Origin of the sequence: Bacillus sp. FSL W8-0645 (genome assembly GCF_038007905.1) — a bacterium.
Lineage (GTDB): Bacteria > Bacillota > Bacilli > Bacillales > Bacillaceae > Bacillus > Bacillus pumilus.
This window is the reverse complement of the sequence record NZ_JBBOYC010000001.1, coordinates 534,065-559,046: the sequence shown is the minus strand read 5'-3', so window position 1 is coordinate 559,046 and position 24,982 is coordinate 534,065. Positions and strand designations below refer to the sequence as shown.

Below are 24,982 nucleotides of genomic sequence, written 5' to 3'. Positions count from 1 at the left end.
TGTTATTTCACTGGTACTCCCACTCCTAAAGAGCCAACTTGTCTCGTCAGTTTCCATCCCAAGAGGATAATAATCAAGCCTAGAGTGATAAGCAGATACAATGTAGGAACAAAACTTCCTAAATAATCATGCAGGAACCCAATGATAAATGGTCCCACAGCACCAATCATATATCCAATTGCTTGAGTCATAGCTGACCAGGTACTTGCTTCTATTGGTGAATCTGTCTTATCAATTGGTAATAATAAAGTGAGTGAAACAAGACCGCCACTGCCAATCCCTAGACATATGCTCGCAACAAGAGGTGTGATGTTTGTAAAGCATAACAGTGATAAACCAATCATCACGCTGAGTGTGAAAAATGTAATCCAAAATCTTCTGCTTGGCATTACCTTTAAGAGACTAGGCAAGAAAAGGGTGGCCGGCAGCTGTGCGAGCATGGTTATAGTACCAATAAGACCACCAAATGCCGCAGTTTCTCCTTTTTCCTCTATAATTGCTGGCAGCCAAGCTGCAAAACAATAAAACAGTAGAATGACAAGACCAACAAAACAAGTTAATAGCCAGGCTTCTTTATTCTTTAAAGGCAAGGACGCACGAATCTTTTTGGACGATTTATGGGTGTGTTTTTGAGCTTGCTTAGTAACCAAGAACCAAAGTGGAAGTGCGACTAGAGCAAAAATACTCCAGAAGGCTAATCCATTTTTCCATGAATCATTTAACATGTGTTGAAGTGGTGTCGTCAGCCCAATTGATATAGATGCACCAACGACCATTGATGTAGAATAGATGCCTATCATAGAAGCAGCATTCTCTGGAAAGTAGCTTTTGATAAAACCTGAAAGTAAAGGACTGACAATTCCGATTCCCGCACCAATAAACAAAGCCGTTATCAATAGATTTACGGAAGAATTTGAAAAGACACGTAAAAGTGTTGCAACTCCTATCAAGGCGATAAAAAAGGTAATAATTTTCTCTGATTGATAGCGACTGGCCAATCGGCCTGCAAATAATGAACAAAAACCAAAACAAATTAAAGGAATAGACGTGAGTAAGCTTGCTGACATCGAACTCATGCTTAGTTCCTCCGTTATTCCATTTAGAACTGGGCTAACTGACGTGATACCCGGTCTCAGATTAAATGCAGCTAATATAAGTGCAAATAGAAATAATCTATTACGATTGATCATACTTGTTACCTCCGATACGTTTCTTGATGCGCAATCCTTTTTAATGGTACATGAAGTCATTACATAAATAAAATACATATTAATTATATAAGAGATAACAAAAATGATATGCATTTCAAAATAAAATCAGTCTGTTTTTATGTAATATAGATGAAAAAAGCCGAATTTCCCAATGTTTGGAATCTTCAGCTTTTAATAGTATTTTTACTTTTTCTATTCTTCAATTAGATAAAAATGTTCATCATATTTTATAAATCTGGCAGTGATAAGATTTCAATGGTTCGGAGCCTGATAAGGGATCTAGCTGATCTGTGCCTATTAACTGATTTACATTTGCACCTTCTACTGAGGATGGATCAAATTCAGCTAATTCTAGTTCATCACACTTATCCCACCAGCCTGCTTGAGTATAGACCGTACCCAAGGGTATACTTTGTGTCAGTCGAGCGACTGCCTTCATCCTGCCATGAGGAGATGCTAAATAAACCCATTCTCCTTCATTTAGGCTGTACACTTGAGCTGTTTGTGGATGGATTTCAACAAAAGGATCGGGATGCATTTTCCTTAGTCTTGCAATATTTCGATGCTGGCTATGACAAAAACCTTTTAATTTAAAAGAAGAAAGAACTAATGGAAAGTCTTTAGATTTTTTCTGATAATGCGGAACAGTTATTGGTTTCTCAAACTGGGGTAGTGGATCATACCCACGCTCTAACAAAAATTCAGAATAAATTTCTAGTTTACGCGTTGGAGTGGAGAAGCCACTGACTCCACCATTCTTCTTTTCCGCATATTTACAATACTTCACGTTTAAGGGAATGGATATTCCTTCTAGCTGAGTTAAGAGTTGATCTACGGTTACATTGAGAGGGCCAAGATAGTAATTAAACGCAGCCTCAATATCCCCATCCCAAAATTCTTCTTGATAACCCATTTCTAAAGCTAGGTCCATTATGATTTGTAGGTCAGGACGAGCTTCTCCAGGAGGCTTTGACATCGGAGGTTTGTATTGAATATGTTGCGCCGTTTGTAAATCCCCCTCAAAACCAGTCAACAAACTCGGTGACTCCCAAGCATGAGCAGCAGGTAAGACAATATCTGCAAACCTTGTCATTGGACTATGAAACAAATCGACATGGACATGAAATTCTAGTTTTTTCAAGGCTTCTATCATATTTTCACTTCCTGAGTTTTGAGTGACCATATTACCGCCAAAGCTTAACAATCCTCTTATCAGATAAGGAGATTTGTTCAATACAGCATCGGCAAAATCATATCCTGATGCGGATATTTTGGGAGCACCTAAGGGTCTCTGTTCTAATCCTAGACGTTTCTGCTGTTGTGAAAGTGGTATCAAATTTCCACCTTTAATTAAGCCTACTGGTAAAGATGGGAGGATAATGTTTCCCCCTTGCTTATCAAAACAACCAGTCAGACTATAAAGGATACATAATGCTCGATTGGTTGATGAACTATTTACATGCTGTTCTAAGCCATTCCATGAATAATAAGCGATCGGATTTACTTGGCATAATAATTCCCCCAGTTCCGTTAACTTCTCAGCTGGAACACCCGTGATGTTTTCTACATGTTCAATCGTAAAAGAAGAAACTCTTTTCATTAATTGTGAAAATACGGTTTCCGAAGAAACGTCCTCATTTTCATATTCACCTGTAAGCACTATTTGTTCTGACCATATCTCAGGATCTTCTAAAGTATTAATTTTAAATGGTTTCTGCTTGTGATGAAGAGTTAAAAATTCATTCGACTGATGATTTTCAGGTCGAAGGAATTTTCCTGTATGCTTATCGACTAAGAAAGGGGCATTTGTCCAGTTGAGTAAAAATTGATCGTCATATGATTGATTCTTAATCAAAAACTGAATACAACCTAATATTAAAGCAATATCAGTTCTATGATTCGGCGCAATCCACAAATCTGCCGCTGCAGCTGTCGTTGTTCGACGTGGATCAATGACCACTAGTTTACTTCCCCTTTTTCGTGCTGCCATCAGTCTTTTCCAAGTCTGTAGATTCGTATCTGCTGGATTATGTCCCCATATTAATATCAAGTTGGCATGTTCAAAGTCAGGTTGAGGCAACCCAACACCATAAGTGTATTTTGATCCCTCGTCCCTTGCCCATTGGCAGACATTTGTATGGGATATATAGTTGGGGGTACCATAAAGATTCATCAATCGCTGCAAATATGGGCCCCAGTTAAAACTTCCACTCGCACCAACAGTTGGATAAGTGTATGAAACAGTTTCCGCCCCTGTTTCTGAACGAATCTGTTTGAGCCTATCAGTAATTGTTCGAAAGGCTTCTTGCCATGTGATTCTTTCCCATACAGGGTCTTGTCCCTTTAGATTAGTTCTTTTTAAAGGGAACAGAATACGATCAGGATGATTGACTATTTGAGGGGCTGCGGCTCCTTTTGGACAGATTCCTCCATTCGGATGATTTTTGTCAGGAATCACCTTTATTAACTGATCATTTTTCGTAATGGATATAACTCCACATTTTGAAACGCATTGTGAACAAAATCCCGATCTCCTTTTTTCACTAGTACTCATCATACTTCTCTCCTTTTTCAGGCTGAAGTCATTAGTTAAAATCCAGGAATTTTTCCGGGCCAATGATGATGCATACAGCTTAAATACAGATTTCCCGTCATTCTAAGATAAAGAAAATACCTCTTCTAAATGCTGATCCGTCTTCTCAAATATTTTCTCTATATCCGGCTTGAGAGCCGAATGATTTGAAAGTGTTTTCAGAGGTTTCATTCCTATAAATTGCTGTGCTTTATGCATTGCAAATAGTATCTCATCTACTTCTCTTCCCTCAAAGAAAGGCTGCTCAGCTGGATTATTGAAAATCCATTCACCTGCACCCCAAGTAACAGAAAGCATGTATTGACGACCTTTTAATAAACCGCCTTCACCATAAATTTCTGTTCCTTTATAAAAAATTCCATGTTCATATACCGTGTCCATGTACTTTTTAAATGCAGCCGGGTAGTGATACCAATAAACAGGTGTTTGAATGATAACCATATCAGCCCATATAAACTTGTCCTGTTCTTCTTTTATTTCATAACCGCTATCCACATTTGTCGTTTTGACTTGATAAAATGGGCTTAACTTGTCTACCATTCTTTTTGTTAACGTTTGATTTAATTGCCCTTTTGCCATCTCATGATATTCATGAGCATTAATGATTAAAATATTTTTCATTATGATCCTCCTCCAAAAATTTAAATCCAAGTTCATGTATTACTTAATAAAAATAAAATATGATAACGAACTCACTTTCCGGTTGATTTCTTGAATTTATATTTACTATTATGATACATTAAGTTCCAACATAATTAAAATGCATATTAATTATATAGGAGATAACGAAAACGCTATGAATAGATCACAAATTCAACTGATTGTCCAAATATCAGAAACAAGAAGTTTCACAAAAGCTGGTGAGGAATTACACATGACACAGCCTGCGGTAAGCCGCGCTGTAGCAACTATTGAAGCAGAATTAGGAACAAAACTAATCATGAGAAATAAAAAGAATCGGTTGTTCTTTACTGACGTAGGAGAACGTGTCTTAATTATTTTCAGAAATATCCTGAGTGATTTGCAGAAGGTAGATGAATTAATTGCAGCTGAACAGGGGTTAGAGATTGGAAAAGTTCATATTGGGGCTTATCCAACGGCATGTACAAGATTTATCCCTAAGATTATACGAACAATGGAAGATCAATATCCAGGCCTTGAAGTCAAGATTTCAGAAGGAAGTGTAGTTCAAGTCAAAGAATGGTTACGTTCTAAAACGGTGGATGTAGGAATGATTATTCCACCTGAAGAAGATTTTGATATCGTGCCTTTAATGAAAGATCAATTAATTGTCATTATGCACTCGAGTCATCCTTTATATCAAAAAGACACAATCGGTATTCCTGACTTACAACATGAAGACATCATCATTGGAAGAGGGGGTTATGAGCTTCAAATTCTCTCTTTATTTAAAGATTTAAATTTGAAACCTAAGATTAGGTTTGTCATTGATTACATCGACACAGCATTATGTATGGTACAAGAAGGGTTAGGGATTACAATTACAACGAAAAAAAACATATTATCCCTACCTGAAGATGTGGTTTTTCGTGAATTGAAGCCAAACACATATAGAGACATCGGTATAGCTGTTCCAAATATGAAGGATATCTCTAAGGCTACAGAAGTCTTTATTCAAACGGCTTGTTCTCTTTTTAAGAGCTAGATTGACTTCAAAAGGGTATGGCTGCAATTGAACGACACTCTATAAAAATATAATTTCAAACAAATAAGTCCACTCACTTTAGGTGAGTGGACAGATTTTGGACAGCTTCATTTAAAGTGATAAAAAATAAAAAAACCAAAGGTCTACAACCTTTGGTTTCTTAGATGCGGCCGAGAGGACTTGAACCTCCACGGGTTATTCACCCACTAGGCCCTCAACCTAGAAAATTTTTGTTATCACTTACGAAAAGTTGATTTTATTACACTCTTTTTTATCTATTATATAGGGAATTGAGTTTTCTAGGACATTTTTCGGTCATTTTCAATTAGGTCATATCTCTATATTAAAATATTAATATATTCTTACGATTAGGCTTCGGTGGTCTTATGAAAACACAAAAAATCTGTTACAATCCCATATCACTGATCTCTGAGATTATAAACAGATTTTTAAATACAATATCGTCCCCAAAATTATTAATATTTCCAAAAGCCAAGTTATAGTAAATAACCAAATTTTCTTTTTTAAAAATAAGAGGTCCTCATTATAAGCACTATCAGAGTCGAAAATCTCATTAATTTCTGTATCACTTAGAATATCACTATACATCTTTTTAAGACGGTTATATTGCACTTTATATCTACTACGTTCCATCCATGCATACCACTTTGAAGATAATAAAAAGAAAAAAGATATAATTAAAATTGCATATGAAATCACAGTGATATCTTTAGTGAAAATCTCTTCAATTTTATTTTCTGAAATTGCATTGAGTATAACTATAGAAGTGAAAAAAGTAACGATTAAAAGTTGGTTACTTTTTAAAGACGAAGCTAGCCCACTTACTATCTGACTAGTTTGTTGCGTTAAAGAAATAAGCATATCGGATAGAGTGTCTTTAACTCTTATATATTCTTCTATATTTTCTTTTTGAAACAGCTGGTAACTGGATTTTAATGAATTGAAACAATCTTTACGAAGAATAATTCTCCCATCATCTTTTATAATACATTCTTTTGTTATTGTATTTCTAGCTAACCCTAACTTATCATATGGATGTAAACCTTCATAAACCCATTGATATATTGAGGTTATAACATCATTATCGAAATTCAAATTCTTATAATCTACCGTGAAATTTAAATCTCTATGTCCTAAAAATTCAAAGTCAATAATATTATTATCATCACTGAACATAACAACTTTATTAGAAAGAAAAGCAAATGAGAATATGTTATTCAAGTTATTAAACATTTTTTCTAAGCTTCCTAAACTGTCATCATCTATCAATTTAAAATCTTGAGGTATTAGATCTAATGCGAAATTTTCAACAAAGTTACTAACTCTATTTCTTATTGAAATAACTCTTTGTCTTTCAATTGGAGGTTCGTTTGGAAAATTTTTTGTTGACGAAAAATAAAAACTTCTAGTTCCACCTTCAATCCCTTCATGTTGAACTTCAAAGTTTAGTCTGTTTTCTCTTTTGATTAAATCATTGAACTTAACTAATATAGTTTTTAAACTCATATTCATGAAATAGTCTTGAAAAGAAGAGAAATCATAAAGAGTTATTGAATTATCAATACACCCTTTCATGATATTTACAATCAAAAACCAATCTGATTCATTATTCAGTTCAATCGCAACATTAATCTCTTCAATAAAACCATTTACATCCTCCACAGTTCTCACAGTGGTCTCTAAGATATCATCTATTTTAAAATCAATATTCACCCTATCTCTTTCATGAATCCAAGAAAAAACATCAGTTAAAAATTCAAAGTCTTCTGCTGTTGAACCTTTATTAATTTGCATAAAAATTTCACATCTATCTAAATCTTCAATGATTTTAATAATTTTAAGATTTAAATCCTCTTTCAGGAACCTTATCACATCCAAGCTTTCACCTTCTTAATCAATTAAATTTCAAGAGTCTAAATGTCTCGTTATATTTCTCTTCGTCATCAACTTTCACGATAATAACTCTATTTTGTGCTTCATCAGTTTTAGCATATATTTTATCTCGAAGATCTTCAATATGCCCATTAATTCTAATTTCAACTTTTTCACTGACTTTATATGTCGTTCTCATTCTTTTGTTAATTGCAGTTTTCTCTATTGTAAACTTAGTATCAAATTTTCCTTTTTTCATTTCATTTTGAAATTTTTCAATTAGTTTATCGGTCTTAATTTTTGCTGGATTTTCAGGAATATATTCTTCTAAAACTTCCTTTATAACCCCTGTAACAGCAAAATTTTGATGATTTCTAAAATAACCCAGAAGACTATTATATAACTGAGTATAGTCAGCCTCCGATTGTTTTAATACATCTTTCTTAAGAATTTTATCAAATGCCATAAACGCCTTTAAAGTATTCTTTCCATCTGTATTCAATTCTTTTAATTCAAGAAATTCTCTGTACCAATAAGCTGCGATTGTTGTATTTGTATCAGTTACTATAATATCTGTTATTCCATCGTCAAATTTAATTAAACAAGATTTTAAACTCCTTGTCTTCTTATTATAAGGAACACCAACAATTTCTCTGAAATTATCTGAATCCAAAAAGTTTTCATGCTCTACTTTTGTAATCAGAAAATACAACTCTGATTCATACTCAATTAGTGATTGAATCAAACTACCCTCTTGTATGTTTATCATACTATGCTTCTCCTGAGCATTGATATGTTTTTCAAGAGCTCTATCAGCAATAGTATTACAAACATCCTTGAGAAAATCAGTATCTACCGAATCTTGGGTTATATCTTGTTCAAACACTCCAGATATTAGTGTGTTTATTTCGACTGTTTCAGAATTAAAAATATAATAACGCTTATCTTCTTTTGATAAAATATCATACATAAGATCTTGTAAAAATCTATCTATTGATGGATGATTATTGGCCTTTCCAGTGATTTTTTTCTGCTTAATATCCATGTGGTGAATACTATCAAAGATTCTTCTTACATTCGTCATTTATTTATTTCCTCCCAAAAAATATTTGGAAAGAGAAATTAAAACACATGATGACTTAGCATATTCTTACAAGCTCAAAATAATTTCTCTCTCTATAAAAGTTGATTTCCATTTGTTGTGAAGCAATTACAAACTTCCATAGAAATATTATCGGTTATTTAGATTGAGCTTTGAAGTTTAGGAAAAATAAAATGCACCTTATTTCGAAGTAAGGTGCATTCAATATTTAGTGGCAAAAGTAAGACATCCAAGTATGAATTAAGATATCTTATTTCCTCAAATTTATTTTAACTTCCTACTCTTTCAGCCAGTGTCTTAACATTTTCCGTTTTAAATAAGCCAAAGTTTTTCTCAGAATCACTTGCTCCCACCAACACCACTGATGTAAAGACCGCTGCTGTCATGATCGTTCCCAATAAAATCATTTTGATTTTCATATATAATCTCTCCTTTTTGTATTTCTTTTCGAGCGATATTAACAATATGATAATATTCGCTCGCCAATTCATACCTCTTTTTCCCTCGATAATATTCGGCGACTTCTAAAGCAAAATCTTCAATATCGGCAAACATTTGCCTTTCCTTAAAGAAAACAAAGCATTGATCTAACAAGTACTTATCTTCCTTCACATATAGTGATTTAAGTATATTGAATTTATTAATATATTCCAAGTCATTATTCATTTTCGCCAAAAAAACGCCTTTTTCTAAATAAGGCTTGGCATCCCTGCTTCTCTCATTTTTACATAGTGCGTGAGCCATATTAAATAATGCTTTCGGCAAAAAGCTATGATTATCTTCTTCAAAGATTTTAATTGAGCACATCAAATGTTTTTCTGCTTCTTCATAATTTTCACGAGCAATACAACAGATTCCCAAATTCAAATGAGATGTACCGACTAAGTGTGACTTATTTAATTTTCTTGCTATGTTTAAATTCTCTTGAAATTGATTAAGAGCACCTTCATAATCTAGGATATCCATCAAATTACCAGCCATTATGCATTGAACATGAATTATATGATCCGCATAACTATTATACTTGCTATAAATTCTTAATGCTCTCTTAGCGTAATTTAAAGAGAAAAAGGTTTGTTTCATATAATAATATACTTCTGATATTTTAAAATAAAATTCCGCATGCTCAATTTCATCTTCAATACCATTTAGTTTCGTTTCTGCTATTCTATAAGCACTTATAGCAGTCGTTAATTCCCTTTGTCTAAACTCATACATTCCCATAAAAAAGAAAAAATAGTATTCAAGCATTCCAGTAAGATTCCCATCAAACTGACGAAGCTGTTCATACGTCTCATTAACTTCTTTCAAATCCTCCGATCTCATATAAGACAGCATTAATTCATGTCTAAAATCTAATAATTGATAGTACATCAATACATCTTGATTTTCTTCCATATTATCTATCAATTGTTCAACTTCTTTTTTTATTTCTTTTGCTTCTGTAATTAGATTGTTTTTAATAGCTGTATACCAAAAATTAAGACGAGTTGAAACTAAGTCATATGGAATCCTATCAAAACCCAAACATTTCCCCTCCAATAACAACAGAATTTTCTGTAATTATGAGAATTATGCCAAATAATTGAATCTTTAAAAAGGGTATATAGTTACATTTTCTTACTCTTTTGGTCAATAATACACCAACTAAAGATATATAAATCAAAACCTTATTCTTTGATCCATTCTACATCTTCTTTACTCCATCCCTCTGGTAAACCATTTGGGTATGGATCATCTGCATACACTGGCTTCAAAAGAACCTCGTCATATTCTATCGTTTCCGAATTCATATGAGCATACATATGGGCGTATAGCTCTAGTTGTTGTTGCACATCCACCATAACGAGATTCACACCCATAGGCGGTGATTTCAGTTTCATGTCATACTTCCCAATGTAAGACCAAATAGGGCTATAAAACTTACGTCCCCCATTCACAAGATCATACGTGATTCTTTTGTCTTTTTTCTCGACCTGTTCATCATCAAAAAGGTGACCTGTGTGACGCTCAACGTTTATATGCGGAAGCTCATACGTAATATCATACACCGATGTTTCGCCCTTCATTTCACTGCTATGCTTCGTTTCTTCCATTTCAACTAAAGAACGGTTTCCGCTTTTCTTGTATGTCAAATAACTATCGACCATATTAGTCGGGACTTCAAAATCAAATGCAGGCGCAACCTTTCCGCCAATTTCATTTTCATAATGAAGATTCACTTCCCTTTCAAAGCCATAACCTGTTTTCTTTCTTGGAATTTGACTAATCGGTATACTTAACTGTTCATAAAACACCTTTCCCATCAAAGGCGTTTTTTCTGTCATGACAACACCCTTGTAAGACAGCTTTTTGTCTTTTGCCGCATCTGCCTTGATCGTTTTTTCACTCGCTGCGTATCCATCCGTTGCAAGTGAAGTTTTCGCAAAATCAATTTTAAAATCGTTTTTGCTGAAGTCTGTAAACTTCACTGTGTAAAGAGCCTTGTCATTTACCTTCAAATACTTCGCAGGGATTTTCATATCAATCTTTTTAGGTAACTCTTTTGCTGTATACGTTTTTGATGTGACCTTTGTTGAGCCACGATATAGCCCTACTGTGATTTTTTTGTCGGACATTTCTTTCAAGCTAGACTTGTAATTCAGTTCTTTCGACAAAAATACTTTGACAGGCAGACCCTTTTCCCACTGCGCTGTATAGATTTGCAGTTTTTCAAAGCCTAATTTTGCAAGTGGCTTGTCATAATAATAATTAATCGTGATGTTTTTTGACCCCACTGTTCCGCTTTCTTTGTCTCCATCAGTCTTTACATAATGATACGTGTATTCACCATCCTTAATTGTAGGATGTTTTTCGGAATACTTTTCACCACGAACCTTTTTATATTTCTTGGTCGCTTTGATCTTATCGCCTGTACGGTTGTCATAATAATTGACCGTTACATTACGCTCCAAATTATAGTAAAACTTGATCGTCACATCTTTGTTTAATGTGCCCGTTTTCTTGTTATTGTTCACAGGGATGAATTTTTCTTTCCCTTTTGCAATGGATGCCTTAGGGGAAAATGAATACGTTGAACCTATGTTTCTTGTGTAACTCTCTTCTTCAAGAAGATCACCCGAATACTTGTCTAAATGTTGTACATTGATGTTCTTTTGACGCTTCTCGAATTTTGCTTTGAATGACGTAGTATTATAAGGGTCTTTGAACCATTCCATGAACCCTAATACTTGATAACTACCTCCAGACGGTTTAGTCAATAAGGGTTGATATATAGCCATATCACTTTCAAGTTCTCCAGTAGTATAATTTACCCCTACATCCATCTCAGCTTCTAAGTGTACTTTTTGATAGCCATATACTCGCATAGTACCATTTGTTACTTTTTTTCCCGTTGACTCATTTACAATTGTGACACCCTTAGGCACTTTAATTTTCACACTGTTTTTCTTAGATGTTTTCAAAGTTGTTGTTTGTGAAATTTGTTTATTTCCTTTCACAAGAACCGATAGATCATTGTCAGAAAATTTAATAGCATTATCTAAGTCTTCACCATTTATAACTAAATCCCATAGCTCGTCATACTTCGGAAGATTCTTTCCAGAACTTCCGCCAGAATATAAACGGTCTAAGATCAAAGATGTAATGACAATACCTTGATTTTTATTTTTAAAGATATTTTCTTGACCACCCCATCCATAATACAAAGCCCTTTGCACTCTCGCATTATCATAAGGTGTCGCTTCTTTATACTTTGAACCCGTCGGCGGTGACACTTTAGAATGCTGAAAACAAAAAGCCTGTTTCCCATCTACCCTAAAATCTCCGACAACTGAACCACGATAAGTGACTGCTCCTTTATATTCAATTTTGGGAGCCGCTGCCTTCGCTTTGGATGGCTTTAGAAAAGAAAAAATGGAAGCGATCATCCCTTGTTTGTCTTCAAGGTCGCTTTCCATTAATAGTTGTTGATTTGCATCTCCTTTTTCAATCAATCCGTTAAGCGTTGCTTTGACACGTTCACCGTCAACTAGCATATAGAGAACTTCGCCATTCATTTCTAAATATCCGTCATGGTTAACACCAAATGTTTCTATTCCTTCACCTTTTGCATGAACAGAAGGTGAATATCCTATGATCACACTAAATAGCATGATTACAATTACCGCTAAAAGTTTTCGTTTTCCTAACGACGCTTTATCTTTCATTTCGACACCTCTCACATTTTTTCAAAATAAAAAAGGCATCCATTTTAGAATGCCTTTCGATCACTTTTACTTATTCAATTCGTCCCATGGTACACCGTCAAGATCATTCGCATCAGCTATGCCTTTTTCATAAGTTCTACCCGATGATTTATCACCACCATGATTCTTGATATTTCCTTCACCTGTTTTAATACCAGTTGTAGACGTACCACCTTTTGAACGTTTAGGCGCTGTTTTTTTAGGAGTGTTCACATGACTAAATGATTTTTTAGGACTGGTTGATTGTTTGGGTTCTTTAGAGCTTGTTACCGATCTGTTAGAACTAGTAGTCCCATTAGATGGCTTCGTTTGGCTGTATGATTTATTAGAGCTAGTTGAGCTAGTTGAGCCATTAGAAGAACTATATGACTTCTTAGAAGCCACTACTGGAGCTTTAGACGTTGAAGTATTGTTATTCTTCTGCTCCACCTTATTTATCGACTGGCTCTTTTCCTTTTTGTTGGTTGCTACTGTTTCACTTTTCTTTGAATCTGTTTTTTTAGTTTTCTTTGAATCTGCTTTTTTGTTTTTCTCTACCTTGTCCTTTTTAGAGCTTTCCTTCTTTTTCTTTACTTCGTCTTGTTTCTGTTCCTTAGTTTCAGCTTTTTCAACCTTTGCAACAGAAAGCGTTTTTGCTTGCTGTTTTTCCTGCGTTTTCAGTGTTTCTTGCTTTGCGTTAGCATTAAAACCCCAAATAGTACCGCCTACTAATACGCCCGCCAACCCTAGACCAACAACAGCTTTGACCATTGTATTTTTCTTTGCTTTCATTTGTCTAATCCCCCATTTTTCCGCTATTCGTTAAGTCAATTATATCACAAATTAGCATTATTTTACATCTCTATAGAACAAAAAGAAAAACAATCAATCCCCCTATTCCCCCAATTCTTTGGGGGACTCCCTCGCCGGTAGGCAGCTCAAAAGGTGTGATGACCTTTTGAGACATTAAAAGGGTTTTGGGGACGCTGATTGTTTCAACTCCTTAATGCTCCCTACGGTGCGCTTACCGTTGACACAAGCCTCATTCGCACCACTGGACTTTGATTCGATTGATCTTAGATACATTTCAAATAGTTCTCTCATAAAATGAATACCTCTAATCTTTTCCACTCCTATCACCCCATCTGCCTTTCTTCTAAAAATGTTTCTAACATGTCTATATGCTTCTTATCTAACTTCGCATTAAGGATCATGTCAGATATATTATTTGTTCCCTCTGCTTTATCCATTTCCAACACGACACGTATAATAGGTGCACAGTTATTTAAAAGCCACATATAGGATTTCTCAAAAGTATCTTTTTCAGTTTTCACATGAAGTCGTAGTTTCCCCACGTCACCTATGAACCTCTTCCAAAACTTACTGGATTCCCAATGCTGTTTATGCCTGTTGTCCTTATCAACAAAGCGAATATAATAGTTAATCACTGCAATGGCGATATACGTCAAATCCTCTTTTTCCAACAATTCTTGAACAGCTTTTTCAGCACGATCATCCTTCAAACGCACTTCGTATCTATTCCACTTCTTATCAATATCATCATAAGGAATATCGTATTTTTGAGCTTGTTCAAATCCTTTCTGATAGAAACAGAAGTAGACGTCCGATTTCTTTGAACCCATGTAGAGAGTCAGTCCATAGGGCTTCCCTCCATCAAGCAAAGTCGAGCCATCATACGAGATACTTTTAAATTTTGTAATGCATTCTTGCCGCCTAATTCTTTCACAAAGTGCAGGAATAGAAAAATACGTCTTTTTGTCATCTATTGCAATATCAAGCCTTGTGAATTTCCCTTTTTTGTCCTTACACTCTCGAAAGAAGTCAAACCACGTTTTCTTTCTGCATTCTAGGAATACTTCAAACTGTCGACAACCTTGACCCGACATTTCTATCAGTACACCTCTTTCATCATGTGGCGCACTATAGAACACTTTGATCATATCCATTTCGTACGTACCTATATATCCGTAAAAGCCTGTCGGCTTATGTTTCATAAAATCTTCATGTAAGTGTAATACGTTTTGGATAATATCCTTTACATCATGTGTTTTAAAACTCACACGAATATAGTCAACTATTGATGTGACAGTGTTTTCAACGGTTTCTTTTTCTTTTTTTGTGTTTTGTACCCCCCTGTTAGCTAGGGGGGGTTGGACTAATCCCGTCATTCGCTCCGCTCACTCCTCCCGTCGCTGGGCGCTACCGCTGCCGCTTGCGGCTGTCGCCGCCTGCGCGCCCTCACGCTCCTATTACGCACTTCTTTTTTAATCCATTCCCCAATAGTTCAGACGCAAATACACTCGCAAGATGAACTAAACCATCTTCAACTAAAACGAATCGACCGCAATGTTCAAGTAACGCACGTGTCTTACACAGGAAGTACAGACCTAATTCACGTGCTATCGTGAAAAGTTTGTCCTCTATCATTTCATTCACATGAATGATGAAAATTTCTTTATCTTCTTCGTTCTTATAGTATTGCAAGCTACCATCTAGACGTCCTAATGGTTGCGGAAGTATGCAAATGTTTAATTGTTGGCAAATCTTATAAACGTTATTTGTCTCAAATTCTTTTAACAATGATTCCACTTTATGTTTAACTTCCGTCACAGTATAAATGACAATCACTTTCCCTTCTTGAATGAGATCAATCATATATATCCGCTCTGGCTTCCCATCATGGCGCTTATCAGTCGTTTCAATCGACCTAGTAGGCTATTTATAGCCATCAAGTTGATTAATGGTGACAACTATCCCGCACGCTTTTTCTAGCCTGCTTACAGTTTGGTATACGATTACTGCCAATCGCCAAAAACGACGCATATAGACATTTCATTCAAGAAGCCCTATAATAAAATTGTCTAGGTTTTATTATTGGGCGTTCTTGATTCAGTCAAGGCGCTTTTTTTGTTTGTATGTACTTTTTCAAAGATCAACCTCTCCTAAACACTTCTTCTTTGACAGTCCATCAATGGTGTATACTCACATTGATCAACTGGCCATCAACGAATTGATCTCTTTCATTCCGACTTTATAATGTTTTTTGATCCGCCTTAGTGATACGCCTTTAAGCAATAACCTTTCGATAATCCCTTTACTTAATGGCTGTTTAAGATAATGGTTTATAATCACAATATCTAAAGCCATTTTCATTCGTATCGACCAACTACCTTCTAGTGTCTTAGCAATTAACACTGCTTTTCTCATCAATTTGTGAGTTTCTTGTAAATCCATTTTCATCACCCAGTCTTTACTTCCTCATTAAAAAAATATGCTCTTTCAAAAATAGCTTTATTTACTCTACCTCTAATTACTTTATAACCCTTCTCCTGCATTTCACAATTTAATTCCCTAATGATTTCATAAGATTTAGATTGCCTAACTCCAAGAATCTTCTGAACATCTTTCGCAGTTAAAAAGTCTTTCAAAGAAATCACCTCCTTGTTAACACTCACAAAAAGTTAACTTAACGTGTATTAATTATATTATATATCTCCTTTAAGGGTAATTCAACCATTTTTTTAACTTTACGTGTATTTATTTGATGATTTATGGAAATAACATTATTATATAACTCCTTAAAGAAGATTTTATTGCTTCAACAACATCTCCTAATAGTGTATTTTCCGTTCGTTTATTTTACTTTTAGGAGAATTTTGTGACATTTTTTAAAAACGTTGCTAATATTAAAATATAAAAATCAACTTTTCGTGAAATGGATGATTAAAATGACATTAGGAAAAAAGTTAAAAGAAGCTAGAGAAAAAGCCGGATACACTCAAAAAGAAGCAGCTCAAAAAATAAACACTACTAACAATAACTTATCTAACTATGAAAGAGATTATCGAGACCCAGATACAGAAACTTTAAGAAAACTTAGTGAACTCTACAATGTTTCAACAGACTACTTATTAAGTAAAGAAGAAAAAAAGGAAACTAAGGAGGATACACTCAGTAGAACAATAAATAAAGCCATTCAAGAATTAAAAGATGAAAATACACTTCTTTTTATGAAAGAAGGCGAAATAGACGAAGAAACTGCCCTTTTAATTAAAAAAGCTTTAAAAAATGGAATCAAATTAGTAGATGATCTAAAAAAGAAAGAGTGATTTTTATTTATACTACGAAGAACATAAAACACAAAGCGGAGTCAGTTATTGAAGGTTTTAAAACAAATGACATTTATGAAATCTGCAAGAAATTAAAAATCATTATCACAAAGAGTAACTTGGGGAGCGTGAGAGGTTTTCTACAATTTTATGAAGAAGAAAATCATTATTTAATCCATGTCAATGAGAAATTTAATTGTGAAAAACTTGTCATAGCACATGAGCTAGGGCATTTTTTTCTACACAAAAATGTTAACACATTTAAACTAGCAAATTGTTCTAGTGTTTTAGAAAACAAATTAGAACATCAAGCAGATGTTTTTGCTTCGGAAATCCTTTTAACAGATAAAATGTTAACTAATGCTTTACCCGAAATCGAAAACATGACACACATACAAATAGCTTCATTTTTTCAACTCCCATTGTTCGTTATCGAGTATAAAGTCGAACAACTAAGACTTTTATCACGCACAAGAGAATATTCAATACCTAGACATTTTTACCAATACGCTTAAGGAGAATCGAATGCCAATAAAAAGACTAGAAAACGGAAAGTATCGAGTTGATATAAGTATAGGACATGACCCAATAACAGGTAAAAGGCGAAGAAAAACAAAAATAGCCACAACAAAAAAAGAAGCTGAAAAAATATATTATTCTCTAAAGGAAGAATACAATACAAAATCAGTAGCAAGTGAGCGAAACCTTAGTTTTTCCCAAATCAAAGATATTTTTCTTGATAATTGCAGACTTCACAATAAGCCAAACTATTATGCTATCCAGGAATACACTATTAATAAACATATATTCCCCACTTTTGAAAATTGCAATTTCAAAAAAATAACACACACAGACATCAAAAATTTTCAAAAGAATTTAATTAATACAGGCTTAGACCCTAAAACAATTAATAATATTCTGATCATTCTTAATAAAATTTTTGAAACAGCTATTTTAGAGAAAGTCATAACAACAAATCCTTGTATCAATGTAAAGAATCTTTCCCTTTTCAAAAAACAAATGAAATTTTGGACACCCGAACAATTTAAATTGTTCACTCAATTAATAGATAACGAAGAAGAATTTATATTTAAAGCATTTTATACTACTAGCTACTTAACTGGTATGCGTTGTGGTGAAATGCTCGCCTTAAATTGGGATGATTTAGACAAATCGAGAAAGGAAATAAATGTATACAAATCATTATCCTTTATTAAAGGTGAATACAAAATAACAACACCAAAAACGAAAAATTCTATTCGTCGAATAAGTATCAATTCAAAATTAATCGAATTATTATTCCAATGGAAAGAAAAACAAAGAGAAATATTTAACAAATTAAACATCATACATTCTGACCAAACTTTTATGTTCGGTTATAGAGAGCTACCACCTTCAAAAGACAGGTTCAGCAGAGGTATTAAAAGAATCTGTTCCAGAAGTTCCGTTGAAGCTATAAGATTGCACGATTTAAGACATTCCCACGTAGCTTTACTTATACACCAAGGTGAAGATTACACAACCATAAAAGAAAGACTTGGACATGCTTCTATAAAAACAACAATTGATGTTTACGGACACCTTTTCCCAAACAAACAAAGAGAAACTGCTGACCGTTTAGATGACTTACTTTAAGTAACAGGAGTATTTGTGGAGTACAATATTTTAAAAAGATCAAAACAAAAAATACCAAGGGCGCTTAAACCCTTGGTATCATTGATGCGGCCGAGAGGACTTGAACCTCCACGGGTTATTCACCCACTAGGCCCTCAACCTAGCGCGTCTGCCATTCCGCCACGACCGCGTGTATGATGTGCTCATATATTCATAAGTGCACTGTTTGAAAAACAATGCGGGTGAAGGGACTTGAACCCCCACGTCATAAAGACACTAGATCCTAAGTCTAGCGCGTCTGCCAATTCCGCCACACCCGCGTGACAATGGTGAGCCATGAAGGACTCGAACCTTCGACCCTCTGATTAAAAGTCAGATGCTCTACCAACTGAGCTAATGGCTCATCTGCTATGCAGAAAAACATATAAAAAAATGGCTGGGCTAGCTGGATTCGAACCAACGCATGACGGAGTCAAAGTCCGTTGCCTTACCGCTTGGCTATAGCCCAACGAATCAAAAAAACAAAACATGACCCGTACGGGATTCGAACCCGTGTTACCGCCGTGAAAGGGCGGTGTCTTAACCGCTTGACCAACGGGCCATAAAATAATGGCGGAGAAGGAGGGATTTGAACCCTCGCGCCGCTCGCGCGACCTACACCCTTAGCAGGGGCGCCTCTTCAGCCACTTGAGTACTTCTCCATTATGGCTCCGCAGGTAGGACTCGAACCTACGACCGATCGGTTAACAGCCGATAGCTCTACCACTGAGCTACTGCGGAATAATAAGACATGTTTCATTATATATATGCCAGAAAAATGTGTCAAGAATTTTTAAGCGTTTCATCCCTGCTTCATTTGCGACGGCTTTTATAATTTAACATATACTAATATAACAGTCAAGCCTTTTTCCATGCCATTTGTTTACTTGGCATAAAGCCCCGGGCCTCTTCACGTAGACCAAGGGCCTTGATGCAGCCTTCCATGAGATTAAGACAGATGAAACTTTCTCATCCATTTATAAAAAGTACTTCTTGGCACTCCTGCTAACCTCGCTGCTTCTGACACATGACCTTTTGTTTTATGCAGTGCTTCTATCACTGTTTGCTTTTGAATGCGTTCCCTGAATGTGAGTTCTTTTGGAGTTTCAGTACACTCTGCTGGATGCAGCTTCTGCTTTTTCTGATCAATCGCCTCTAATACTGAAGCATATTGCGATTCACCAATCCATCCGCCTTGCGGAAAGAGGACCCTAAGATGTTCAAATAGGTTAAAAAGCTCTCGTATGTTTCCTGGCCAATGATACTCCTGTAATTTCTGGAAAAATGATTCAGGAAACGCCGCATGCCAGTGGTGCTTCTTTTGATAATAGCGATATAAATCATGAATGTCTTCTTTTCTTTCTCTAAGCGACGGAATGTTGATTGGATAGACATGAAGACGGTAATATAAGTCTTCTCGTATTTTTCCTTCCTTCAGCAGTTCGTTCATATTACGGTGTGTCGCTGTAATGATTCTAATATCCAAAGGGGTTTCGTGTGTCCCGCCGAGCGGTACGACTTTCCTTTCTTCTATCACCCTAAGAAGCGCTACTTGCATCGCATATGGGATTTCGCCAATTTCATCTAAAAAGAGTGTTCCTTTATGAGCTTGTTCAAATTTCCCTTTAGCTCCGTGACGTTTTGCCCCTGTAAAAGCCCCTTCAGCATAGCCAAATAATTCGCTTTCTAAAAGGCTTTCAGGAATGGCTCCGCAATTAACAGCAATAAACGGCCCTCTATGCCTTTCACTGGCTGAGTGAATAGCTCTAGCGGCCAGCTCCTTTCCTGTACCTGTTTCTCCCCAAATATATACATTTGCATCTGTTTGTGCCGCTCGTTTCATTTCGCTGAGCGTCTGTTGAAATACCTTACTTGTTCCGGATTCCCCGGGAAATTGAGCAAATGAAACGGTTATGCTGCTTTTCGCTGCTTCTTCAAGGGAAAGGGATATGCCTAGCATCTTTCCATCGTGCTCTGATTGAATGATCTGCTTTCCTCTGATAGCAAATGGATGATCCTTAAGCCGCTCGACATCCATTCCATACCAGTCTGAAAATCGTTCTCTAATCGACCGGCTGGCAGAAACAATTTGCTTTTTTTCATTACAGACCACATACGGTTCGTCTGCTTCCACCTGCTGGAGACAGTGAGTGATTAGCTCCATCTCCCTCCTTTTTTGCTGGACTTGAATTTCTCTCTCGATGGCATAAGCAACCGTTGAAGCCATTCCAAGCATAAAAGGGTGCTTGTTATCCGTCATACAGGAGATGTCAATCACCCCTATGATTGTACCGTCTGCATCGCGAATAGGAGCGGCTGAACAACTCCAATGATGAGAGGCGATAGAAAAATGCTCAGTTCCATTGATCGTCACCGCTTCTCCGATGACGAGTGCCGTTCCGATCGCGTTTGTCCCTACATCTGTTTCGGTCCAGCGCGCCCCCTCCATAAAATTAATTTTTCTTGCTTCCACCATCGTCCTTTGGCTTCCTGTCAGACTTAGCACATACCCGTCTGCATCGATGAGTAAGGCCAACATGTCAGATTCTTTTAATTGCTGACTGATTTTATTTAAGTAAGGGAGAGCCGCATTTAGGAATAATGAATATTTCTTTTTTTGGGCACTGAATCTTTCCTTTTCTAACAACGACTGTCCTTTATCTAAATACGGATTCACATTTGCCTGTTTACACCTGTGCCATGATTCCACCACTCTCTTATTCAGACGAGACTGATCAAGCAAACCTTCACGAACAAAACGTTTCCACGTATTTAAATAACAAGGCGTCGGATTCATTCCATCCTCTCCTCTAGGGGGTTTTTATTCATTATAGATAATTATAAAAGCGCTTTCAATTATCATTAGCTAACCCAAGAAGTCAATCGGATAGAAAAGAAGCCTTTTTCAGCAGTGCACCGCTCGTCCAATGGTTTGCAGCAAGGCTTCGTGTATCGCCTCTGAAAGTGTCGGATGTGCCGCAATAAACTGCTCTAAAGTATCAGCGGTCAGCTCTGTATGCATCATCACCGCCGCTTGTCCAATCAGTTCTGTTGCATTTGGTCCGATGATTGAAACACCTAATATTTCTTGATATTGCGGTTCTACAATGACCTTTACGTGACCGGCTGGTTGATTTAAGATTAATGCTTTTCCATTTGCAGAAAATGCACATGTCCCTATCCGAATCTCCTCATATTGTTTTCTAGCACTCTCTTCATTTAAACCAACACTGGCGATTTCTGGAGAGGTGTAGATGCACCTCGGAATTACTTGCTCATTGACCTTTACATGTTCACCTGATGCATGGGATGCCGCAACCGTTCCTTCATGAAAAGCAGCATGAGCAAGCTGGACCCCACCTGTTACATCACCGCACGCATAGATATGCGGGTGATTGGTTTGCATATGTTCATTGACGTAGATGCCGTTTCTATCAAAATCAATACCAACCTGATCAAGATTCAATTCTCCAAGCTGCGGATTTCTGCCAATGGCCACTAAGCAAAGATCCGACTGGATTTCACACCGCTCTCCTTGATTATTCTCCACCACTACTTTTCTTGAAGAGGAATCAAGCTGTTTGACTGCGGCGGACGTCAAAATGTCTACACCCGTTTCTTCGAGTTGCTCGTGAAGACATTGTGCTGTATCACGATCTTCTTCAGGTAAAATGTGCACTGCCCGTTCAACCATGACAACCTTTGATCCCATTCTGCTAAAGATGCTCGCAAACTCACAGCCGATCACCCCGCCCCCAATGATGCAAAGCGAATCTGGTATCGAAGAAAGTGACATGGCATCCTTGCTGTGAATGATCCATTCGCCATCAAAAGGTGAAAAAGGTAAAGCAGCAGGCGCTGCCCCCGATGCAATAATGATTTGTTTTGCTTGAATGATGTCAGACTTCCCTTCACTTTCTATCAATAGCTCATGTGCTGATAGAAATGAAGCCTTCCCATTTACCACGGTGACTTTGTTTTTATTCATCAAGTAGCGAACACCATCAGTGAGCTGCTTGACGACAGACTGCTTCCGTTTTTGGACAGCATTCCATTGGATGATAGGCTCATGTTCTGGAAGCTCAATTCCAAAATGTCCAGCCGATTTCACATGCTCATACATATCGGCACTTTGCAAAAGTGCTTTGGTCGGAATACAGCCTTCATTGAGGCAGGTCCCCCCCAGCTGACCTTGATCAATTAACACAACCTCCCTGCCGAAACGGGCGGCTGTTATGGCTGCCACATAACCTGCTGGTCCGCCTCCTATAATGACCAGTGTCATGGTACGTTCACCTTCTTCCTATAAAAGAGTGGATATTGGTTCTTCTAAATGTGCTTTGACCGTTGATAAAAATGCGGACGCCGGCGCTCCATCCAGCACGCGGTGATCAAACGTAAGACTGAGAGGCAGGATGGTCCCTTTGCACAATTCATCCTCTCGATAAACCGGGGTGTCATACATTGTTCCGACGCCCAGGATACCTGCTTCCGGCGGATTCAAAATTGGCGTGAAATACTCTACACCATAGGCTCCAAGATTGGTCAATGTAAAGGTCGAACCTTGGATTTCATCATGGAGAAGCTTTCCTTCACGTGCTTTTTGGCCATACAATTTAATGCTCTTCGCTAGCTCTATCAGCGTTAACCGCTCCGCATGCTGAATGACCGGTACAGCCAATCCGTTATCTAACGCAGCAGCAATCCCAAGATGAACATTCTCAAAGGTTTCCACAACTCCGTTATGATATTGACTGTTCATCGCAGGATGTTCTAACAACGAAAGGATCGCTGCTTTGGCTACAAAATCGGTGATGGTCAACTTTGTATCGTAACGTGCTATGGCTGTTTCATTCAGCTGTTGTTGTAAGTTTGTAAGTTTTGTCACGTCCGCTTTCATCGTAATGGTTAATTGTGCACTTGTTTGCAGGCTTTCCATCATTCTTGAGGCAATTGTTTTCCGCATCATGTTAATCGGCTGATGCTCTGTCTCATTTTGTTTTTTCTCTTCTTGTTTTTTCTCTTCCCGTTCAGGAAGCGCATGAAGCACATCCTCTTTCGTAATTCTTCCACCTGGTCCTGTCCCACGAGCGTATCAATGTCTAGGTTTGCGCTATTCGCCAATTTACGGGCAACAGGAGAGATTTTCTTTCTCTCTTTCTTTGGTTTTGACTGGTTGTCTCTAGCTTTCTTTTCCTCCACTGGTTCATTTCCTTCACCGATATAGCAGATGACCGTGCCAGGCGGTACACCTTCTCCCTCAGATACTTTTATATCCAATATGGTTCCTTCAGCAGGTGATTCAATCTCCATTTCAATTTTTTCGGAGTTGATGCTTGCAATGCTTTCTCCTTTATTTACGGTCTCACCAACCTCCTTATTCCAGACAGATACCGTTCCTTCTTTCATCGACATGCCCAATTTAGGCATCACAACTTCGACAGCCATCTCCCTCTCTCCTTTCTTTAGTTCAAGATCTTCTCATGACTCTTGCCAATCATCTCTAATACAGTGTTCACAACTTTATCAGGTGTTGGCAGATATATATCTTCAAGAGGTGGTGAAAATGGTACCGGTGTATGAGGAGCCGTCACTTTTTTGATTGGAGCATCAAGTAAATCAAATCCTTTATCTGCAATCAAAGAAGAGATATCTGCGGCAATTCCGCACCTTGGATTTGCTTCATCGACAATGACAAGTCGATTTGTTTTTTCTACTGAAGTCAGAATGGCCTCTTCATCGAGCGGCGACAAGCTTCTTGGATCAATCACTTCCGCTTCAATACCTTGAGCAGCTAACTCTTCTGCTGCTTCGAGTGCTGTATGCACTTGTTTGCCTACTGCAAAGATGGTTACATCAGATCCTTCTCTCTTCACATCTGCTTTCCCAAGTGGCAGTGTGTAATACCTCTCCGGCACATCTCCTGTGATATTGTAAAGCGTCTTGTCTTCAAAAAAGATGACAGGGTCCTGATCCTCGATGGCTGCCAGCAGCAGCCCTTTGGCATCATATGGTGAAGAAGGCACAACTACTTTCAAACCAGGGATGCTTGTAAATAGTGCATACAAACTTTGCGAATGCTGGGCAGCTGCTCTAAAACCCGCCCCATGTGTCGTTCTAATTGTGATTGGCACCTCTGCTTTTCCGCCAAACATGTATCGAAATTTTGCGCCTTGATTCAGGACTTGGTCCAGACAAGTACCGATAAAATCATTAAACATAAGCTCCGCAATTGGTCTTAGCCCTGTTGACGCAGCTGCCATAGCCGCACCAACATAGCCAGCTTCACTAATCGGTGTGTCAAGGACACGCTCACGTCCAAATTCCTGTACGATTCCTTTCGTTACACCAAGAACACCGCCCCATGCTTCATCATCCTGTAAGTGATCTACATGAGCGCCTCCCGCAACATCTTCTCCCATTAAAATGACATCTTCGTCTCTTCTCATCGCCAGTTTAATCGCTTCATTCAAAGCACTAGACATGCTGATTTCTCTTGTCATTTCCC

Annotated in this window: 19 protein-coding genes, 7 tRNA genes and 1 pseudogene; 4 read left to right on the top strand and 23 right to left on the bottom strand. The window is 37.0% G+C overall.

Annotation, left to right across the window (positions count from 1 at the left end; genetic code table 11):
- Positions 1-2: 2 nt before the first annotated feature.
- The 3 genes from NST39_RS02725 to NST39_RS02715 all read right to left on the bottom strand — a co-directional run bounded on the left by NST39_RS02725 (position 3) and on the right by NST39_RS02715 (position 4,425).
- On the bottom strand, positions 3-1,190 hold the full coding sequence (locus NST39_RS02725) for an MFS transporter (RefSeq protein ID WP_341026877.1): 1,188 nt from the start codon (positions 1,188-1,190) through the stop codon (positions 3-5).
- Positions 1,191-1,431: 241 nt separating this feature from the next.
- Positions 1,432-3,765 (bottom strand): molybdopterin-containing oxidoreductase family protein, encoded by a 2,334-nt coding sequence (locus tag NST39_RS02720; RefSeq protein WP_341026874.1) that lies wholly within the window; start codon positions 3,763-3,765, stop codon positions 1,432-1,434.
- 102 nt (positions 3,766-3,867) lie between these two features.
- Positions 3,868-4,425 carry an NAD(P)H-dependent oxidoreductase gene (locus tag NST39_RS02715; protein WP_309217951.1) on the bottom strand — a complete coding sequence of 186 codons (558 nt, stop codon included), beginning with the start codon at positions 4,423-4,425 and terminating at the stop codon, positions 3,868-3,870.
- 175 nt (positions 4,426-4,600) lie between these two features.
- On the opposite strand from NST39_RS02715, the gene NST39_RS02710 reads away from it, so the two are divergent.
- Positions 4,601-5,470 carry a LysR family transcriptional regulator gene (locus tag NST39_RS02710; RefSeq protein WP_309217954.1) on the top strand — a complete coding sequence of 290 codons (870 nt, stop codon included), beginning with the start codon at positions 4,601-4,603 and terminating at the stop codon, positions 5,468-5,470.
- Positions 5,471-5,905: 435 nt separating this feature from the next.
- Here NST39_RS02710 and NST39_RS02705 read toward each other — a convergent pair whose 3' ends face one another.
- The 9 genes from NST39_RS02705 to xis form a co-directional block, all read right to left on the bottom strand.
- Positions 5,906-7,369, bottom strand: coding sequence for a hypothetical protein (locus NST39_RS02705; protein ID WP_341026870.1), 1,464 nt, complete (start codon positions 7,367-7,369; stop codon positions 5,906-5,908).
- A gap of 16 nt (positions 7,370-7,385) precedes the next feature.
- A complete protein-coding gene (locus tag NST39_RS02700; RefSeq protein ID WP_341026867.1) occupies positions 7,386-8,447 on the bottom strand; it encodes a hypothetical protein in 1,062 nt (353 codons plus the stop codon).
- A gap of 357 nt (positions 8,448-8,804) precedes the next feature.
- Positions 8,805-10,007, bottom strand: coding sequence for a response regulator aspartate phosphatase (locus NST39_RS02695; protein WP_445662390.1), 1,203 nt, complete (start codon positions 10,005-10,007; stop codon positions 8,805-8,807).
- Positions 10,008-10,135: 128 nt separating this feature from the next.
- The gene (locus NST39_RS02690) at positions 10,136-12,673 is read right to left on the bottom strand and encodes a thioester domain-containing protein (RefSeq protein ID WP_341026862.1); all 2,538 of its coding nucleotides are present in this window, start codon (positions 12,671-12,673) and stop codon (positions 10,136-10,138) included.
- 66 nt (positions 12,674-12,739) lie between these two features.
- Positions 12,740-13,483, bottom strand: coding sequence for a hypothetical protein (locus NST39_RS02685; RefSeq protein ID WP_341026860.1), 744 nt, complete (start codon positions 13,481-13,483; stop codon positions 12,740-12,742).
- A 344-nt stretch (positions 13,484-13,827) separates the two neighbouring features.
- Positions 13,828-14,880: a replication initiation factor domain-containing protein gene (locus tag NST39_RS02680; RefSeq protein ID WP_341026858.1), complete on the bottom strand. Its 1,053-nt coding sequence runs from the start codon at positions 14,878-14,880 to the stop codon at positions 13,828-13,830.
- Positions 14,881-14,950: 70 nt separating this feature from the next.
- Entirely contained in the window at positions 14,951-15,367 is a 417-nt protein-coding gene (locus NST39_RS02675) for a hypothetical protein (RefSeq protein ID WP_341026856.1), read from the bottom strand.
- A 336-nt stretch (positions 15,368-15,703) separates the two neighbouring features.
- Positions 15,704-15,952: a hypothetical protein gene (locus NST39_RS02670; RefSeq protein ID WP_341029929.1), complete on the bottom strand. Its 249-nt coding sequence runs from the start codon at positions 15,950-15,952 to the stop codon at positions 15,704-15,706.
- A complete protein-coding gene (gene xis / locus NST39_RS02665) occupies positions 15,952-16,140 on the bottom strand; it encodes an ICEBs1 excisionase (RefSeq protein WP_341026854.1) in 189 nt (62 codons plus the stop codon). The genes NST39_RS02670 and xis overlap by 1 nt, the downstream gene beginning before the upstream one ends.
- Before the next feature lie 300 nt (positions 16,141-16,440).
- Here xis and NST39_RS02660 point away from each other — a divergent pair, with 300 nt between their 5' ends.
- Genes NST39_RS02660 through NST39_RS02650 form a run of 3 tightly spaced genes read left to right on the top strand, consistent with a single transcriptional unit; the run spans position 16,441 to position 18,456 of the window.
- Positions 16,441-16,821, top strand: a complete 381-nt coding sequence (locus tag NST39_RS02660) for a helix-turn-helix domain-containing protein (RefSeq protein WP_341026853.1) — start codon at positions 16,441-16,443, stop codon at positions 16,819-16,821.
- Positions 16,818-17,336 carry an ImmA/IrrE family metallo-endopeptidase gene (locus tag NST39_RS02655; RefSeq protein WP_341026852.1) on the top strand — a complete coding sequence of 173 codons (519 nt, stop codon included), beginning with the start codon at positions 16,818-16,820 and terminating at the stop codon, positions 17,334-17,336. Before NST39_RS02660 ends, NST39_RS02655 begins: the two co-directional genes overlap by 4 nt.
- 10 nt (positions 17,337-17,346) lie before the next feature.
- A complete protein-coding gene (locus NST39_RS02650; RefSeq protein ID WP_341026850.1) occupies positions 17,347-18,456 on the top strand; it encodes a tyrosine-type recombinase/integrase in 1,110 nt (369 codons plus the stop codon).
- Positions 18,457-18,541: 85 nt separating this feature from the next.
- Here the strand turns inward: NST39_RS02650 and NST39_RS02645 are convergent.
- From NST39_RS02645 to NST39_RS02595, 11 genes and pseudogenes are all read right to left on the bottom strand, one after another.
- A tRNA-Leu gene (locus NST39_RS02645) sits at positions 18,542-18,625 on the bottom strand.
- A 47-nt stretch (positions 18,626-18,672) separates the two neighbouring features.
- Positions 18,673-18,755: transfer RNA gene (locus tag NST39_RS02640), tRNA-Leu, on the bottom strand.
- Positions 18,756-18,762: 7 nt separating this feature from the next.
- A tRNA-Lys gene (locus NST39_RS02635) sits at positions 18,763-18,838 on the bottom strand.
- A gap of 30 nt (positions 18,839-18,868) precedes the next feature.
- Positions 18,869-18,943, bottom strand: a tRNA-Gln gene (locus NST39_RS02630).
- Between the two features lie 21 nt (positions 18,944-18,964).
- A tRNA-Glu gene (locus NST39_RS02625) sits at positions 18,965-19,036 on the bottom strand.
- A gap of 9 nt (positions 19,037-19,045) precedes the next feature.
- Positions 19,046-19,136, bottom strand: a tRNA-Ser gene (locus tag NST39_RS02620).
- A 4-nt stretch (positions 19,137-19,140) separates the two neighbouring features.
- A tRNA-Asn gene (locus NST39_RS02615) sits at positions 19,141-19,215 on the bottom strand.
- Positions 19,216-19,423: 208 nt separating this feature from the next.
- Positions 19,424-21,271, bottom strand: a complete 1,848-nt coding sequence (locus NST39_RS02610; RefSeq protein WP_341026848.1) for a sigma-54-dependent Fis family transcriptional regulator — start codon at positions 21,269-21,271, stop codon at positions 19,424-19,426.
- A 108-nt stretch (positions 21,272-21,379) separates the two neighbouring features.
- Entirely contained in the window at positions 21,380-22,759 is a 1,380-nt protein-coding gene (lpdA, locus tag NST39_RS02605; protein ID WP_341026847.1) for a dihydrolipoyl dehydrogenase, read from the bottom strand.
- Positions 22,760-22,777: 18 nt separating this feature from the next.
- Positions 22,778-23,922: pseudogene (locus NST39_RS02600) on the bottom strand (dihydrolipoamide acetyltransferase family protein).
- A 17-nt stretch (positions 23,923-23,939) separates the two neighbouring features.
- Entirely contained in the window at positions 23,940-24,977 is a 1,038-nt protein-coding gene (locus NST39_RS02595) for an alpha-ketoacid dehydrogenase subunit beta (protein ID WP_268485762.1), read from the bottom strand.
- Positions 24,978-24,982: the final 5 nt, after the last annotated feature.